This window comes from Streptomyces sp. H27-H5 (assembly GCF_026627505.1).
Classification (GTDB): domain Bacteria; phylum Actinomycetota; class Actinomycetes; order Streptomycetales; family Streptomycetaceae; genus Streptomyces.
In genome coordinates, this window is sequence record NZ_JAPNLK010000029.1 from 29,881 (window position 1) to 44,672 (window position 14,792).

The 14,792-nt window shown below is 68.1% G+C and carries 12 protein-coding genes; 5 read left to right on the top strand and 7 right to left on the bottom strand.

The window, feature by feature from the left end; translation table 11 throughout:
* Positions 1-5 precede the first annotated feature (5 nt).
* The 7 genes from gyrA to dnaA all read right to left on the bottom strand — a co-directional run bounded on the left by gyrA (position 6) and on the right by dnaA (position 11,880).
* On the bottom strand, positions 6-2,618 hold the full coding sequence (gene gyrA, locus OTB19_RS16575) for a DNA gyrase subunit A (protein WP_324289494.1): 2,613 nt from the start codon (positions 2,616-2,618) through the stop codon (positions 6-8).
* A 40-nt stretch (positions 2,619-2,658) separates the two neighbouring features.
* The gene (gene gyrB / locus OTB19_RS16580; protein ID WP_324290524.1) at positions 2,659-4,722 is read right to left on the bottom strand and encodes a DNA topoisomerase (ATP-hydrolyzing) subunit B; all 2,064 of its coding nucleotides are present in this window, start codon (positions 4,720-4,722) and stop codon (positions 2,659-2,661) included.
* A 458-nt stretch (positions 4,723-5,180) separates the two neighbouring features.
* Positions 5,181-5,756: a DUF721 domain-containing protein gene (locus OTB19_RS16585; RefSeq protein ID WP_385647186.1), complete on the bottom strand. Its 576-nt coding sequence runs from the start codon at positions 5,754-5,756 to the stop codon at positions 5,181-5,183.
* Positions 5,753-6,889: a DNA replication/repair protein RecF gene (recF, locus tag OTB19_RS16590; RefSeq protein ID WP_267799009.1), complete on the bottom strand. Its 1,137-nt coding sequence runs from the start codon at positions 6,887-6,889 to the stop codon at positions 5,753-5,755. Before recF ends, OTB19_RS16585 begins: the two co-directional genes overlap by 4 nt.
* Positions 6,890-6,989: 100 nt before the next feature.
* On the bottom strand, positions 6,990-7,865 hold the full coding sequence (gene gnd, locus OTB19_RS16595) for a phosphogluconate dehydrogenase (NAD(+)-dependent, decarboxylating) (RefSeq protein ID WP_053683925.1): 876 nt from the start codon (positions 7,863-7,865) through the stop codon (positions 6,990-6,992).
* A 179-nt stretch (positions 7,866-8,044) separates the two neighbouring features.
* On the bottom strand, positions 8,045-9,175 hold the full coding sequence (gene dnaN / locus OTB19_RS16600) for a DNA polymerase III subunit beta (protein WP_267799010.1): 1,131 nt from the start codon (positions 9,173-9,175) through the stop codon (positions 8,045-8,047).
* Positions 9,176-10,077: 902 nt separating this feature from the next.
* The gene (gene dnaA, locus OTB19_RS16605) at positions 10,078-11,880 is read right to left on the bottom strand and encodes a chromosomal replication initiator protein DnaA (RefSeq protein WP_267799011.1); all 1,803 of its coding nucleotides are present in this window, start codon (positions 11,878-11,880) and stop codon (positions 10,078-10,080) included.
* 366 nt (positions 11,881-12,246) lie between these two features.
* Here dnaA and rpmH point away from each other — a divergent pair, with 366 nt between their 5' ends.
* The 5 genes from rpmH to OTB19_RS16630 are packed head-to-tail and all read left to right on the top strand — an operon-like array spanning position 12,247 to position 14,693.
* Positions 12,247-12,384 (top strand): 50S ribosomal protein L34, encoded by a 138-nt coding sequence (rpmH, locus tag OTB19_RS16610; protein ID WP_008741645.1) that lies wholly within the window; start codon positions 12,247-12,249, stop codon positions 12,382-12,384.
* Positions 12,385-12,406: 22 nt separating this feature from the next.
* The gene (rnpA, locus tag OTB19_RS16615) at positions 12,407-12,781 is read left to right on the top strand and encodes a ribonuclease P protein component (RefSeq protein ID WP_267799012.1); all 375 of its coding nucleotides are present in this window, start codon (positions 12,407-12,409) and stop codon (positions 12,779-12,781) included.
* Positions 12,778-13,059, top strand: coding sequence for a membrane protein insertion efficiency factor YidD (yidD, locus tag OTB19_RS16620; RefSeq protein ID WP_078950077.1), 282 nt, complete (start codon positions 12,778-12,780; stop codon positions 13,057-13,059). Before rnpA ends, yidD begins: the two co-directional genes overlap by 4 nt.
* 3 nt (positions 13,060-13,062) lie before the next feature.
* The gene (gene yidC / locus OTB19_RS16625; protein WP_267799013.1) at positions 13,063-14,169 is read left to right on the top strand and encodes a membrane protein insertase YidC; all 1,107 of its coding nucleotides are present in this window, start codon (positions 13,063-13,065) and stop codon (positions 14,167-14,169) included.
* A 14-nt stretch (positions 14,170-14,183) separates the two neighbouring features.
* Positions 14,184-14,693 (top strand): protein jag, encoded by a 510-nt coding sequence (locus OTB19_RS16630; protein ID WP_053683933.1) that lies wholly within the window; start codon positions 14,184-14,186, stop codon positions 14,691-14,693.
* Positions 14,694-14,792 lie beyond the last annotated feature (99 nt).

Here is a 14,792-nt window from a genome sequence, read left to right on the forward strand (position 1 = left end):
ACGACTTACTCCTCGTGCTCCCCAGCCGAGGGCTGCGTGCCCTCGGCGGCCTCGGCGGCCTGTCCGTCGGCCGCCTCGGTCCCGATCTCGTTCTCGATCTCGTCGACCTCGTCAGCTTCCTGACCGGCCTCCGCGTTGCGCGCGATGCCGACCACGGCGTCGCGCTTACCCAGGTTGATCAGCTGAACGCCCATGGTGTCACGGCCGGTCTCCCTGACTTCGTTGACTCGCGTACGAATCACACCACCGCTGAGCGTGATGGCGAGAATCTCGTCCGTTTCGTCGACCACCAGCGCGCCGACGAGCGAACCGCGATCCTCCACGATCTTCGCCGCCTTGATGCCCAGTCCACCACGACCCTGGACGCGGTACTCGTCCACTGCCGTCCGCTTGGCGTAGCCGCCGTCGGTCGCGGTGAACACGAACGTACCCGGCCGCACCACGCTCATGGAGAGCAGTTCGTCCCCGCCTCGGAAACTCATGCCCTTCACGCCGGACGTCGCGCGTCCCATGGGCCGCAAGGAGTCGTCCGTCGCCGTGAAGCGGATCGACTGCGCCTTCCTGCTGATGAGCAGGAGGTCGTCGTCGGCGGACACCAGCTCCGCGCCGATGAGCTCGTCGTCGCTGCCGTCCTCCGTCTCGCGGAGGTTGATGGCGATTACACCACCCGAACGGGGCGAGTCGTAGTCCTTGAGGGCCGTCTTCTTCACCAGGCCGCCCTTGGTGGCCAGGATCAGGTAGGGCGCCGCCTCGTAGTCGCGGATCGCGAGGATCTGGGCGATCTTCTCGTCCGGCTGGAAGGCCAGCAGGTTCGCCACGTGCTGCCCGCGCGCGTCACGGCCGGCGTCCGGGAGCTCGTACGCCTTCGAGCGGTAGACGCGGCCCTTGTTCGTGAAGAACAGCAGCCAGTGGTGCGTGGTGGACACGAAGAAGTGGTCGACCAGGTCGTCCTGCTTCAGCTTCGTGCCGCGCACGCCCTTGCCGCCGCGCTTCTGCGAGCGGTAGTCCTCGGTCTTGGTCCGCTTGACGTAGCCGCCGTGGGTGATCGTGACGACGATGTCCTCTTCGGCGATCAGGTCCTCCATGGACATGTCGCCGTCGAAGGGGACCAGCTTGGAACGCCGGTCGTCGCCGAACTTCTCGACGATCGCCGCCAGTTCCTCGCTGACGATCTGACGCTGGCGCTCCTCGGAGGCCAGGATCGCGTTGTACTCGTTGATCTTGGCCTGGAGCTCGTCGTGCTCGGCGACGATCTTCTGCCGCTCCAGGGCCGCCAGGCGGCGGAGCTGCATCTCCAGGATGGCGTTCGCCTGGATCTCGTCGATCGACAGCAAGCCCATCAGGCCCTCACGGGCGATCTCGACCGTGTTGCTGCGCCGGATGAGGGCGATGACCTCGTCGATCGCGTCCAGCGCCTTGAGAAGACCGCGCAGGATGTGGGCGCGCTCCTCCGCCTTGCGCAGCCGGAAGCGCGTGCGCCGGACGATGACCTCGATCTGGTGCGTCACCCAGTGGCGGATGAACGCGTCGATCGACAGGGTGCGCGGCACTCCGTCGACGAGCGCCAGCATGTTGGCGCTGAAGTTCGACTGGAGGTCGGTGTGCTTGTACAGGTTGTTCAGCACGACCTTGGCGACGGCGTCGCGCTTGAGGACGATCACCAGGCGCTGGCCGGTCCGCGAGGAGGTCTCGTCGCGGACGTCGGCGATGCCGCCGACCTTGCCGTCCTTCACCAGGTCGGCGATCTTCTGCGCCAGGTTGTCGGGGTTGGTCTGGTACGGGAGCTCCGTGACCACCAGGCACTGGCGGTTCTGGATCTCCTCGACCTCGACCACCGCGCGCATCGTGATGGAGCCGCGCCCGGTCCGGTACGCCTCCTCGATGCCCTTGCGGCCCACGACGAGGGCGCCCGACGGGAAGTCCGGGCCCTTGATCCGCTCGACGAGCGCGTCCTGGAGCTCCTCGTGGGAGGCCTCGGGGTGCTCCAGTGCCCACTGGGCACCGGCGGCGACCTCGCGCAGGTTGTGCGGCGGGATGTTGGTGGCCATGCCGACGGCGATGCCGGCCGAGCCGTTGACCAGAAGGTTCGGGAAGCGCGCCGGCAGGACCGTCGGCTCCTGGTTGCGGCCGTCGTAGTTGTCCTGGAAGTCGACGGTCTCCTCGTCGATGTCCCGGAGCATCTCCATGGCCAGCGGCATCAGCTTGCACTCGGTGTAGCGCATCGCGGCGGCCGGGTCGTTGCCCGGGGAGCCGAAGTTGCCGTTGGAGTCCACGAGCGGCATGCGCATCGACCACGGCTGGGCCAGACGGACCAGGGCGTCGTAGATCGAGCTGTCGCCGTGCGGGTGGTAGGTGCCCATGACGTCACCGACGACGCGGGCGCACTTGTAGAAGCCCTTCTCGGGCCGGTAGCCGCCGTCGTACATCGCGTACAGCACACGACGGTGGACCGGCTTGAGGCCGTCCCGTACGTCGGGCAGTGCGCGGGAGACGATGACGGACATCGCGTAGTCGAGGTAGGAGCGCTGCATCTCGGTTTCGAGCCCGACGGGCTCGATGCGCATGACGGGCTGCTCCTCCGCGGAGTTCTCCGCGGTGGGGGTGGTTTCGTCGGCCATTGCTGGTCAGAAGTCCTTTCAGGCGGTCAGCTGAGCCGACTCAGATGTCGAGGAACCGAACGTCCTTGGCGTTGCGCTGGATGAAGGAGCGTCGGGCCTCGACGTCCTCACCCATCAGCACCGAGAACAGGTCGTCGGCCTGCGCGGCGTCGTCCAGGGTGACCTGGCCGAGCACGCGGTGGTCCACGTCCATGGTGGTGATGCGCAGTTCCTCGGCGTTCATCTCGCCCAGACCCTTGAAGCGCTGGATCGAGTCTTCCCTGATCCGCTTGCCCTGCCCCTTGCCGAGCTCGACGAGGGCGTCGCGCTCGCGGTCGGAGTAGGCGTACTCGAAGTCGTCGCGACCCCACTTGATCTTGTACAGCGGGGGGCGCGAGAGGTAGACGTGCCCGGCCTCGACCAGCGGCCGCATGAAGCGGAACAGGAAGGTCAGCAGCAGGGTGTTGATGTGCTGGCCGTCGACGTCGGCGTCCGCCATCAGGATGATCTTGTGATAGCGGAGCTTCTCGATGTCGAAGTCCTCGTGCACACCGGTACCGAAGGCGCTGATCAGCGCCTGGACCTCGGTGTTCTGGAGGATCTTGTCGATACGGGCCTTCTCGACGTTCAGGATCTTGCCGCGGATCGGCAGGATGGCCTGGTACATCGGGTTGCGGCCGGACTTCGCGGAGCCACCGGCCGAGTCGCCCTCGACGATGAAGATCTCGCACTTGGTCGGGTCGTTCGACTGGCAGTCGGACAGCTTGCCGGGCAGCGAGGCCGACTCCAGCAGGCCCTTGCGACGGGTGAGGTCGCGGGCCTTGCGGGCGGCGACGCGGGCCGTGGCGGCCTGGATCGACTTGCGGATGATGTCCGCGGCCTCGACCGGGTTGCGGTCGAACCAGTCGTTGAGGTGCTCGTGGACGACCTTCTGCACGAAGGTCTTGGCCTCCGTGTTGCCCAGCTTGGTCTTCGTCTGGCCCTCGAACTGGGGCTCGCCCAGCTTGACCGAGATGATCGCCGTCAGACCCTCGCGGACGTCCTCGCCGGCGAGGTTGTCGTCCTTCTCGCGGAGCAGCTTCTTCTCGCGCGCGTAACGGTTCACCAGACCCGTCAGGGCCGCACGGAAGCCTTCCTCGTGCGTTCCGCCCTCGTGGGTGTGGATCGTGTTGGCGAAGGAGTAGACACCCTCGGTGTACTGCGAGTTCCACTGCATCGCGATCTCGACCGAGAGGAGGCGCTCCTTGTCCTCGGCCTCGACGTCGATGACGGTCGGGTGGATCATCTCGCCCTTGCGCGAGTTGAGGTACTTCACGAAGTCGACGATGCCGCCCTCGTAGTAGTACTTCACCGTGCGCGCGGGGGGCTCGACCACGTCCGCGTCGGGGTCGTCCGCACCGACGGTCGCCTTCGCCGACTCGCGCTCGTCCGTCAGCGTCAGGGTCAGGCCCTTGTTGAGGAAGGCCATCTCCTGGAAGCGGCGCGAGAGCGTCTCGAATGAGTACTCGGTCGTCTCGAAGATGTCGCCGTCGGCCCAGAACGTCACCGACGTGCCGTGCTCGTCGGTCTCCTCGTTCCTCGCGAGGGCCGCCGTCGGAACACCGAGCTTGTAGTCCTGGGTCCAGCGGTAACCGTCCGTCTTGACCTCGACCGCGACCTTGGTCGACAGGGCGTTCACGACGGACACGCCCACGCCGTGCAGACCGCCGGAGACGGCGTAGCCGCCGCCGCCGAACTTGCCGCCCGCGTGCAGGACCGTCAGCACGACCTCGAGGGCCGGCTTCCCCTCGGACGGCACGATGCCGACCGGGATGCCGCGGCCGTTGTCGATGACCCGCACACCGCCGTCGGCGAGGATCGTCACGTCGATGGTGTCCGCGTGCCCGGCCAGGGCCTCGTCGACCGAGTTGTCCACAACCTCGTAGACAAGGTGGTGCAGCCCGCGCTCACCGGTCGAGCCGATGTACATGCCCGGACGCTTGCGGACCGCGTCCAAGCCCTCCAGAACCTGGATCGCGCTGGCGTCGTACGAGGCGGTTACCTCGCCGTTCTCGCCGACTGTGGACTCGTTCTTCTCGTTGGGGTTGCCGGAATCGGCCACGAAGCGCCCTTTCTGGCACAGCACAGGCCGTACTCCGGGCCAGCAGGCATGCAAGCAGGAGCGGCTGCGTCGATCTGCGTTGTCAGCGTGTATCAGCTGAATCCCGCGAACGCGCGGGATTCGGTTCAGTCTACCGGTACCACGGACCTGAATGGGGGTTTGCGGGTACCTGAGTCCGCATGTGCCGCCCTGAACCCTCTCTCTCCGACTCCCCATATCCGGGGAGGGGCTCAAAGAGGCTCACACGGGCATTGAGCGCTTCGGCCTGTCAACCTCTCGCTACGGTGAGGGACACCACCCGCGGAAGCGCCCGCGGGGCCGTTCGGGCACCCGCCCCGACCCGGCCGAAACCCGCCCGTCGCCGGACCGTCTCCGCGCCGTGATCACCCGAGCGGTCGGGCGCCGCGCGGGCGCGCGAGGGGACCGCCCGCGGCCGACCCGGCAGCCCGCGGCATCACCGGTCGCCCGCGGGTGACCGTCGCTCACCCGTAGGTGTCGCCCGGCCCCGTGCTGCCCGGCGCGCGCCACGGCCCGTGCCGCTTCGGCCGGCCACCCGGACCCGACACCTTGATCATCCGTACGGTGCCCTGCCCCAGCTCGGCGTTCAGCCGCGCCACGAGCTGCGGAGCCAGCAGTTTCAGCTGCGCCGCCCATGCCGAGGAGTCACACCGCACATGAAGCTCACGGTCCTCGTACCGCTCCGGTTCACAGTGCGCGGCGATCTCCGGGCCGACGATCTCCGACCAGCGCTCCATGACGCCCGCCACCGCCATCGGCATCTCCCAGCCGCGTTCCGTGCGCAGCCGGTCCAGCGCGGCCATCAACGGCATCGGGTCCCGGCCGTCGGCGCGGGCGCCGGACCGCAGGCCGGGCTGCTGCTGCCGCTTCCTGCCCGTCGCCGCGTTGCCGCGGGCCCGAGCCTGTTCGCGCGCCGCCGCCAGCGCCTGTCGCGCCAGGTCCACCCCGGAGGGTTCCGGGACCTTGCGCTCCGGTTGCTTCTGTTCCGGCCGCTTCGCCCCGGGGCTCTTCTCGCCCGGGCTCTTCTCGTGATCGCTCACAGTCGGGTCACCTCACCGCCGGACACCCCGAACCGCGTGCCCGCCAGCACCCCCGGGACGTCGTCGTCCACCGCCGCGGTCACCAGGACCTGTTCCCCCCGGGACACCAGTTCGGCCAGCCGCTCCCGGCGCCTGCTGTCCAGCTCCGCGAACACGTCGTCGAGGATCAGCACCGGCTCGCTGCCCTCGGAGCGCAGCAGCTCGTACGAGGCCAGGCGCAGCGCCAGCGCGTACGACCAGGACTCGCCGTGGCTCGCGTAGCCCTTCGCCGGCAGCTCGCCGAGCCGCAGCAGCACGTCGTCGCGGTGCGGCCCCACCAGGGTCACGCCCCGCTCGATCTCCTGCTTGCGCACGTCGGCGAGCGCCGCCAGGACGACCTCGTACAGGGCCTCTCGCGTGCGCGCCTCGCCGCTGTCCACCGCTTCGCCGGCCGAGGACTTGTACGTCAACCCGAGCGGTCCGCCGCCGGGCGCGAGCTGTTCGTACGCCTTGTCGGCCAGCGGCAACAGGGTGGCGATCAGGTCGAGGCGCCGGGCCAGGAGTTCCGCGCCCGCGCGGGCGAGGTGCTGGTCCCACACGTCGAGGGTGGACAGGTCCATGGACCGGCCGCCGTGCCGGCGCGCCATGGCCGCCGACTTGAGCAGGGTGTTGCGCTGCTTCAGCACGCGTTCGTAGTCGGAGCGGACGGCGGCCATGCGGGGCGAGCGGGCGGTGACCAGCTCGTCGAGGAAGCGGCGGCGCTCACCGGGGTCGCCCTTGACCAGCGCCAGGTCCTCGGGCGCGAACAGCACCGTCCGGACGATCCCCAGCACGTCCCGGGGCCTGACCTGCGAGGACCGGTTGATCCGGGCGCGGTTCGCGCGGCCCGGGTTCAGCTCCAGTTCGACGAGCTGCTGCCGTTCGCCCTGGGTGACGGCGGCCCGGATCACGGCCCGCTCCGCGCCCATTCGGACCAGCGGGGCGTCCGAGGACACCCGGTGGCTGCCCAGGGTGGCCAGATAGCCGATGGCCTCGACCAGGTTGGTCTTGCCCTGACCGTTCGGGCCCACGAAAGCGGTGACGCCCGGACCGAGGGGAACCTCGGCCCGGGCGTACGAGCGGAAGTCGGCCAGTGAGAGATGCGAAACGTGCATATGGCGCCGACCTCCCCCGGCTTCCTGCTTCTCGCTGTGGTGCTGTGGTCGTCTGGTGCGGCCCGGTGGCACGGCCGCGCCGGCCACCGGGCCTTGCCGGCTAGACCTTCTCGACCGCGTGGCCGCCGAACTGGTTGCGCAGCGCGGCGATCATCTTCATCTGCGGGGAGTCGTCCTGACGGGACGCGAAGCGGGCGAACAGCGACGCGGTGATCGCGGGCAGCGGCACGGCGTTGTCGATGGCAGCCTCGACCGTCCAGCGGCCCTCGCCCGAGTCCGCCGCGAAGCCGCGCAGCTGCTGCAGGTGCTCGTCCTCGTCCAGCGCGTTCACGGCGAGGTCCAGCAGCCAGGAACGGATGACCGTCCCCTCCTGCCAGGACCGGAACACCTCGCGGACGTCGGTGACCGAGTCCACCGCCTCCAGCAGCTCCCAGCCCTCGGCGTAGGCCTGCATCATGGCGTACTCGATGCCGTTGTGGACCATCTTCGCGAAGTGGCCGGCGCCGACCTTGCCCGCGTGCACGGAGCCGAAGTCGCCCTCGGGCTTGAGGGCGTCGAACACCGGCTGGACCGCGGCGACGTGGTCCTTGTCGCCGCCGTACATCAGCGCGTAGCCGTTCGCCAGGCCCCACACGCCGCCGGAGACGCCGCAGTCGACGAAGCCGATGCCCTTGGCCTTGAGCTCCTCGGCGTGCTTCTCGTCGTCGGTCCAGCGGGAGTTGCCGCCGTCCACGACGACGTCGCCGGGCGAGAGCAGCTCGCCGAGCTCGTCGATGGTGGACTGCGTCGCCGCACCTGCCGGGACCATCACCCACACCACGCGGGGGGCCTGCAGGCTGTCCACGAGTTCCCGCAGGCTGTGGACATCGGCGAGGTCAGGGTTGCGGTCGTATCCGATGACGGTGTGGCCTGCGCGGCGGATGCGCTCGCGCATGTTGCCGCCCATCTTGCCGAGACCGACGAGACCAAGCTCCATCAGGTGGTTCCTTAAGCGTTGTGGCCGTCTGTGCCGGGGGCCCTGGAGTATCGGGGTCCGCCCCGGGATCCGAGCCTACGCCGGGCCGCGCCCCGGGGCGCCACGGACGCCCCGGGGCGGGCGCCGGACGCCGTCGGGCCCGGCCTCGCGGTGGCGAGGCCGGGCCCGACGGGACGGACTCAACCGGACAGGCGCACCGGCATGATCAGGTACTTGTAGGCCTCGTCGGCCTCCGCATCGATCGCCGGGCGGCCGCTGAGCAGCGCCGGCTTGGTCGACGTGGTGAAGCTGAGCTGCGCGACGGGCGAGTCGATCGCGCTCAGACCGTCCAGCAGGAAGGTCGGGTTGAAGGCGATCGAGATGTCGTCGCCGTCCAGTTTCGCGTCGACGCGCTCCACAGCCTGTGCGTCGTCGGAGGAGCCGGCCTCCAGGATCAGCACGCCCTGCTCAAAGCTCAGGCGAACCGGGGTGTTGCGCTCGGCGACCAGGGCGACGCGCTTGACGGCCTCGACGAAGGGCGCCGTCTCGATCACCGCGATGGAGTTGAACTCCGTCGGGAAGAGCGTGCGGTACTTCGGCAGGTCGCCTTCGAGCAGCCGGGTGGTGGTGCGGCGGCCCGCGCCCTCGAAGCCGATGAGGCCCTCACCGGCGCCGGAGCCCGACAGGGCCAGGGTGACGGTGTCGCCGCTGGTCAGGGACTTGGCGGTGTCCAGGAGCGTCTTGGCGGGCACCAGGGCCACGGCCGAGGCGTCCGGGTTCTCCGGCTTCCAGAGGAACTCGCGGACCGCGAAGCGGTAGCGGTCGGTGGAGGCCAGGGTGACGCGGTCGCCCTCGATCTCGATGCGGACACCGGTCAGCACGGGCAGCGTGTCGTCACGGCCGGCGGCGATGGCGACCTGGGCCGCGGCGGAGGCGAAGACCTCGCCGGGCACGGTGCCGGTCGCGGTCGGCATCTGCGGCAGCGTCGGGTATTCCTCCACAGGCAGGGTGTGGAGTGTGAATCGCGAGGAGCCACAGACCACGGTCGCCCGTACACCGTCTGTGGAAATCTCCACCGGGCGGTTCGGGAGGGCCCGGCAGATGTCGGCGAGCAGCCGGCCGGAGACCAGGACGGTGCCGTCCTCCTCGACGTCCGCCTCGACGGAGACGCGGGCCGAGACCTCGTAGTCGAAGCCGGAGAGCGACAGGGTGCCCTCCTCGGCCTTCAGCAGCAGGCCCGCGAGAACGGGCACCGGCGGCCGGGCCGGGAGGCTGCGGGCCGCCCAAGCCACCGCCTCCGCGAGTACGTCGCGCTCCACCCGGATCTTCACCGGAACCGCCTCCTGCTGTTGCTCGCTCGTCTGCCGGCCTTCGTCGTCGGCTCGATGGCTCGCTGTCCCGACGGACCGAGGCCTCGATGCCGGGGACCAGTCTGACGTACGGCGCCGACACTCGTTGCTGCCGGCGGTCAAGTCGGAAGCGAGGTGTCGGGGCGGCTGTCCTCCGAGTTGTGCACAGGACCTGCTTGAAAACCGAATCCGAGCTAACTCTCTATGGGGGTAGTAGTAGGGCCTGTGGAAACGGTGGATAAGCCCGTTCTCGCAGGTCAGCCCGCGTTTTTTATCCCCACACCCTGTGGGCGACACCGGTGGACAACACGGTGTCTCTGTGGAGAACGAAAAGTTCTGCACAGGCCATCCCCAGATGACCCTCACTACTCCACAGGTGTGTCCCCAGCTTTTCCCCAGTACTCCACAGACCAAACGTCGACTTCCGTGTGACCGCTTTCACTCCGGACGGTGACAGGGGGCTCCTCGTTGCCGAACAGTGGACAACGGTGTGGAGAAGTCCTCCACCCCTGTGCACAGGATGCGGGAACCTGTGGGTCGGCGGTGGACAGAGAGGTGGACGGGGCTGTGGATATTTTCTTTGCCCACAGGCTGTGGATGGCCTTTGCGCACAATTCCACAGGCGGCTGAGCTGCGCTGATGGCCCCTCAACCTGCACTCCTGTGGACAGATTGTGGGTGACGGAACCTGTCCCCAGGCTGTGGACGGAAGAAAGTCAGCCAATCTGTGGATGACGCGCTCCGTTGGGGGCGTATTCGAACAGGGGAGGGGCGCACGGACGAAGAAGGGCGCCCCCGCTGTGGTCCGGGAGCGCCCTGTAAACGGGTTTGAGGGGCCCTCACGGGACCTTCGTGGGGCCCGCGCACGGCTCCGGAGAGCCGGCGTCAGGCGTTCTTGATGCGGTTGGTGAGCTCCGTGACCTGGTTGTAGATGGAGCGCCGTTCCGCCATCAGGGCGCGGATCTTGCGGTCCGCGTGCATGACGGTGGTGTGGTCGCGGCCGCCGAACTGCGCCCCGATCTTGGGGAGGGAGAGGTCGGTGAGCTCCCGACACAGGTACATGGCGATCTGTCGGGCGGTGACCAGGACCCGGCTGCGCGAGGAGCCGCAGAGGTCGTCGACCGTGAGCCCGAAGTAGTCCGCGGTGGCGGCCATGATGTCGGAGGCGGTGATCTCGGGCGCGCTGTCCTCTCCGCCCGGGATCAGGTTCTTGAGGACGTCCTCCGTCAGGCCCAGGTCCACCGGCTGCCGATTGAGGCTGGCGAACGCGGTGACCCGGATCAGCGCCCCCTCCAACTCACGGATGTTGCGCGAGATGCGTGAGGCGATGAACTCCAGCACCTCCGGCGGGGCGTTGAGCTGCTCCTGTACGGCCTTCTTGCGCAGGATCGCGATGCGGGTCTCCAGCTCGGGCGGCTGGACGTCGGTGATCAGGCCCCACTCGAAGCGGTTGCGCAGCCGGTCCTCCAGGGTGACCAGCTGCTTGGGCGGCCGGTCGGAGGACAGCACGATCTGCTTGTTGGCGTTGTGGAGCGTGTTGAAGGTGTGGAAGAACTCCTCCTGCGTCGACTCCTTGCTCGCGAGGAACTGGATGTCGTCGACCAGCAGGATGTCCATCTCGCGGTAGCGCTTGCGGAAGGCGTCGCCCTTGCCGTCGCGGATGGAGTTGATGAACTCGTTGGTGAACTCCTCCGAGCTCACGTAGCGCACCCGGGTACCGGGATAGAGGCTCCGTGCGTAGTGCCCGATGGCGTGCAGCAGGTGCGTCTTGCCGAGCCCCGACTCCCCGTAGATGAAGAGGGGGTTGTACGCCTTCGCCGGCGCCTCGGCGACGGCCACCGCGGCGGCGTGCGCGAAGCGGTTGGAGGCGCCGATGACGAAGGTGTCGAAGAGGTACTTGGGGTTCAGTCTGGCGGTCGGCTCCAGCGGGCCCGAGGTGGAGCCGCCGGACGGGGCCGAGGGCGCCGGCCGGTTGGGGATCTGGCGCTGCTGCGGCTGCTCGTACTGCTGTCGTTCGTACCCGTGCTGCTGGTGCGAGTCCTGCTGCTCGTACGAGGACTGCTCGTACTTCTGCTGCTCGTAGCCGCCCTGGTCGTATCCCGAGGGCTCGGACTGCTGGAGGTAGCCGGGCTGGGGAGAGGCGTACGGGTCACGGTCGGGGAAGCCGCCGAGACGGGGCTGCTGCCAGCCGTAGTCGTCCTGTTGACCACCGCGGGGCCAGGCGCCGGGCTCGGGGCGCTGCTGCTGGTAGTCCGGGTAGGCGGGCCGGGCGGTCGGCAACTGGTCGTCGCTGGGACCGGTGTGGCCCCCGGGACCGTTGTGACCCGTATGACCGGTGTGGCCGCCGGGGCGCTGGCCGCCGTACGGCTCGTAGGACTCGCGCTGCTGGGAGGAGGGGGTGGGCGCCGGCTCGCCGGCGGAGTCGTCCACCGTGATCGCGATCCGGATCGGGCGCCCGCACTCGCGACTGAGCGCGTCACTGATGAGCGGCGCGAGGCGACCTTCGAGAACGCGTTTGCCCCATTCGTTGGGGACGGCGAGCAAGGCGGTGTCGGCGACGAGCGCGAGGGGCTGGCAGCGTTCGACCCACTGCTTGTCCTTCGGCTCGATACCTTGCTGCCCCTCTCCGAGGAGCTTCTCGAGCACGCGTGGCCACACTGCGGCAAGATCGGCAGGTACGTCAGCCACAGAGCACGCTCTCTCACAGGTCCCGGTCCCACGAATGTGTGGTTCTTTGGGACGGTCGGGACAAAAAAATCCGGGATCAGGCAACGGTAGTCAGGCCGGTGGGTAGGGTTCAAGTCGTTGTCCACAGCCTGTGCACAGTGTGGGGCCACCGAGGCTCGGTTTGACCGGATGGCGTAGCCGCGCGTACCGTGACGAGGTCGAGTTGTCGATGGCTGCTGCCGCCTGCCTACCGATGGGCGAAGATCACACACAGTGATCATGTAGCGGTGCCACTCGGGCGAACACGCGAGTTTCATCTCCTTCGTGGGCGCACGGTGACAGCCAGGCGATGTCCCGCCACAACGATTCATTCTCTGGAGCCCCCGAGTGAGCAAGCGCACCTTCCAGCCGAACAACCGCCGTCGTGCCAAGACCCACGGCTTCCGCCTGCGGATGCGTACCCGTGCCGGCCGCGCGATTCTCGCGAACCGCCGCGGCAAGGGCCGCGCCGCCCTTTCCGCGTAACCCACACGCAGGTCGTGACGTCGTGCTGTCTCCCGAAAATCGGCTGAGGCGGCGCGAGGACTTCGCGAGCGCGGTACGACGGGGCCGGCGGGCAGGACGCCCGCTTCTCGTCGTACACCTACGTACCAGCGGTGCAACGGACCCGCACGAGCCGGGGGAGATCGATCCCTCGACGCGTGCGGGTTTCGTCGTCAGCAAGGCTGTCGGCAACGCTGTCGTACGCAACCGGGTCAAGCGCCGTTTGCGCCATCTTGTCCGCGAACGGCTCCCTCAGCTCCCCGCCGGTAGCCTGGTGGTGGTGCGGGCCTTGCCCGGTTCGGGTGATGCCGGCCTCGACGAGCTGGCCCGTGACCTGGATGCCGCCCTGCAGCGGCTACTGGGAGGCGCGGCTCGATGAAGTACCCGCTGCTCGCTTTGATCAAGCTGTACCAGTGGACGATCAGTCCGCTGCTCGGGCCGGTGTGCCGTTACTACCCCTCGTGCTCGCACTACGGGTTCACGGCCATCGACCGGCATGGTGCGGTGAAGGGGACGGTTCTGACCGCCTGGCGGATCCTGCGGTGCAATCCGTGGTCCCCGGGTGGTGTGGATCATGTCCCACCCCGGAAACGCCCGCGTTGGCACGAGCAGCTGCGCAGTGCGTTGCGTAGATCTCGCAATGCTCAAGGAGCCTGATTAGTGGACACGATTGCCAGTCTGTTCAGCTTTATCACCACACCCGTGTCATGGATCATCGTCCAGTTCCACACGGTGTACGGCGCGATCTTCGGCGCCGACAGTGGATGGGCCTGGGGCCTGTCCATCGTGTCCCTGGTGATCTTGATTCGTATCTGCCTGATCCCGCTCTTCGTGAAGCAGATCAAGTCGACGCGTGGCATGCAGGCGCTCCAGCCGAAGATGAAGGCGATCCAGGAGCGCTACAAGAACGACAAGCAGCGTCAGTCCGAAGAGATGATGAAGCTGTACAAGGAGACGGGTACCAACCCGCTCTCCTCGTGCCTTCCCATCCTCGCGCAGTCGCCGTTCTTCTTCGCGCTCTACCACGTGCTCGCGAACATCGCCAACGGCAAGCCGATCGGCTACATCAACGAGTCGCTGCTGGTGAGCGCCCAGAAGGCGCACATCTTCGGAGCCCCGCTCGCCGCGAAGTTCACGGACAGCGCCGAGAAGATCGCCAGCCTGGACGCCTCGGTGACCAGCGTTCGCGTCGTGACCGCGGTCATGATCGTGATGATGTCGCTGTCGCAGTTCTACACGCAGCGCCAGCTGATGCAGAAGAACGTCGACCTCTCGGTCAAGACGCCGTTCATGCAGCAGCAGAAGATGCTGATGTACATCTTCCCGGTGATCTTCGCCGTCATGGGCATCAACTTCCCCGTCGGTGTCCTCGTCTACTGGCTGACCACGAACCTGTGGACCATGGGCCAGCAGATGTACGTGATCAACCAGAACCCGACGCCGGGAAGCAAGGCCCAGGACCAGTACCTGACCCGCCTGGTGAAGCACGTCACCACGCACGGTGCCATCAAGGGCCGGGGCAAGAAGAAGATCGTCGCCGCGATCGTGGCCAAGGGCCCGGACCGCAACGACAACGAGCGCAAGTTCATCACCGCGCTGACGAAGCAGGGCATGGCCGCGCAGGCGGACGGCTCCGTGATCAAGAGTTCTGAGGCCACGGCCGATGAGGACGCGGCGAGCGGCGGTGTCGCGACCAAGCGGCAGCAGCCGAAGCGGCAGACGAAGTCGAAGCGTCAGACGCCCCCCAGCAAGCCCTCCAAGAAGTAGAAGGAGCCCCTCCCGTGACGGAAGGCACCACCACCGCCGCCGCTGAGGGCGGCGACACCCTGACCCGCCTCGAACAGGAGGGTGAGATCGCGGCCGACTACCTCGAGGGCCTGCTGGACATCGCCGACCTGGACGGCGACATCGACATGGACGTCGAGGCGGACCGCGCCGCGGTGTCGATCGTCAGCGACTCCGCCCGCGACCTGCAGAAGCTCGTGGGCCGCGACGGTGAGGTACTGGAAGCCCTTCAGGAGCTGACCCGCCTCGCCGTGCACCGCGAGACCGGGGACCGCAGCCGGCTGATGCTGGACATCGCCGGGTTCCGCGCGAAGAAGCGCGAGGAGCTGGCCGTGATCGGCGCCCAGGCCGCGGCGGACGTGAAGGCCTCCGGTGAGCCGCTGAAGCTGGCTCCCATGACCCCCTTCGAGCGGAAGGTCGTCCACGACGCCGTGGCGGCCGCCGGTCTGAAGAGCGAGTCCGAGGGCGAGGAGCCGCAGCGCTTCGTCGTCGTACTCCCGGCCTGACCGGAAGAGCGTGAGGTCGGCCCCGCCTGTGTCGCAGGCGGGGCCGATGTTTGTAAGCCTGGCAGTGCCCGTTGTTCGAAGAGTGAGTTCTGTACGGAA

Bases quoted from the DNA above. Each gene is read 5' to 3' on its own strand.
- gyrA (WP_324289494.1), bottom strand. From the start codon at position 2,618: ATGGCCGACGAAACCACCCCCACCGCGGAGAACTCCGCGGAGGAGCAG.
- recF (WP_267799009.1), bottom strand. From the start codon at position 6,889: ATGCACGTTTCGCATCTCTCACTGGCCGACTTCCGCTCGTACGCCCGG.
- gnd (WP_053683925.1), bottom strand. From the start codon at position 7,865: ATGGAGCTTGGTCTCGTCGGTCTCGGCAAGATGGGCGGCAACATGCGC.
- yidD (WP_078950077.1), top strand. From the start codon at position 12,778: ATGAAGTACCCGCTGCTCGCTTTGATCAAGCTGTACCAGTGGACGATC.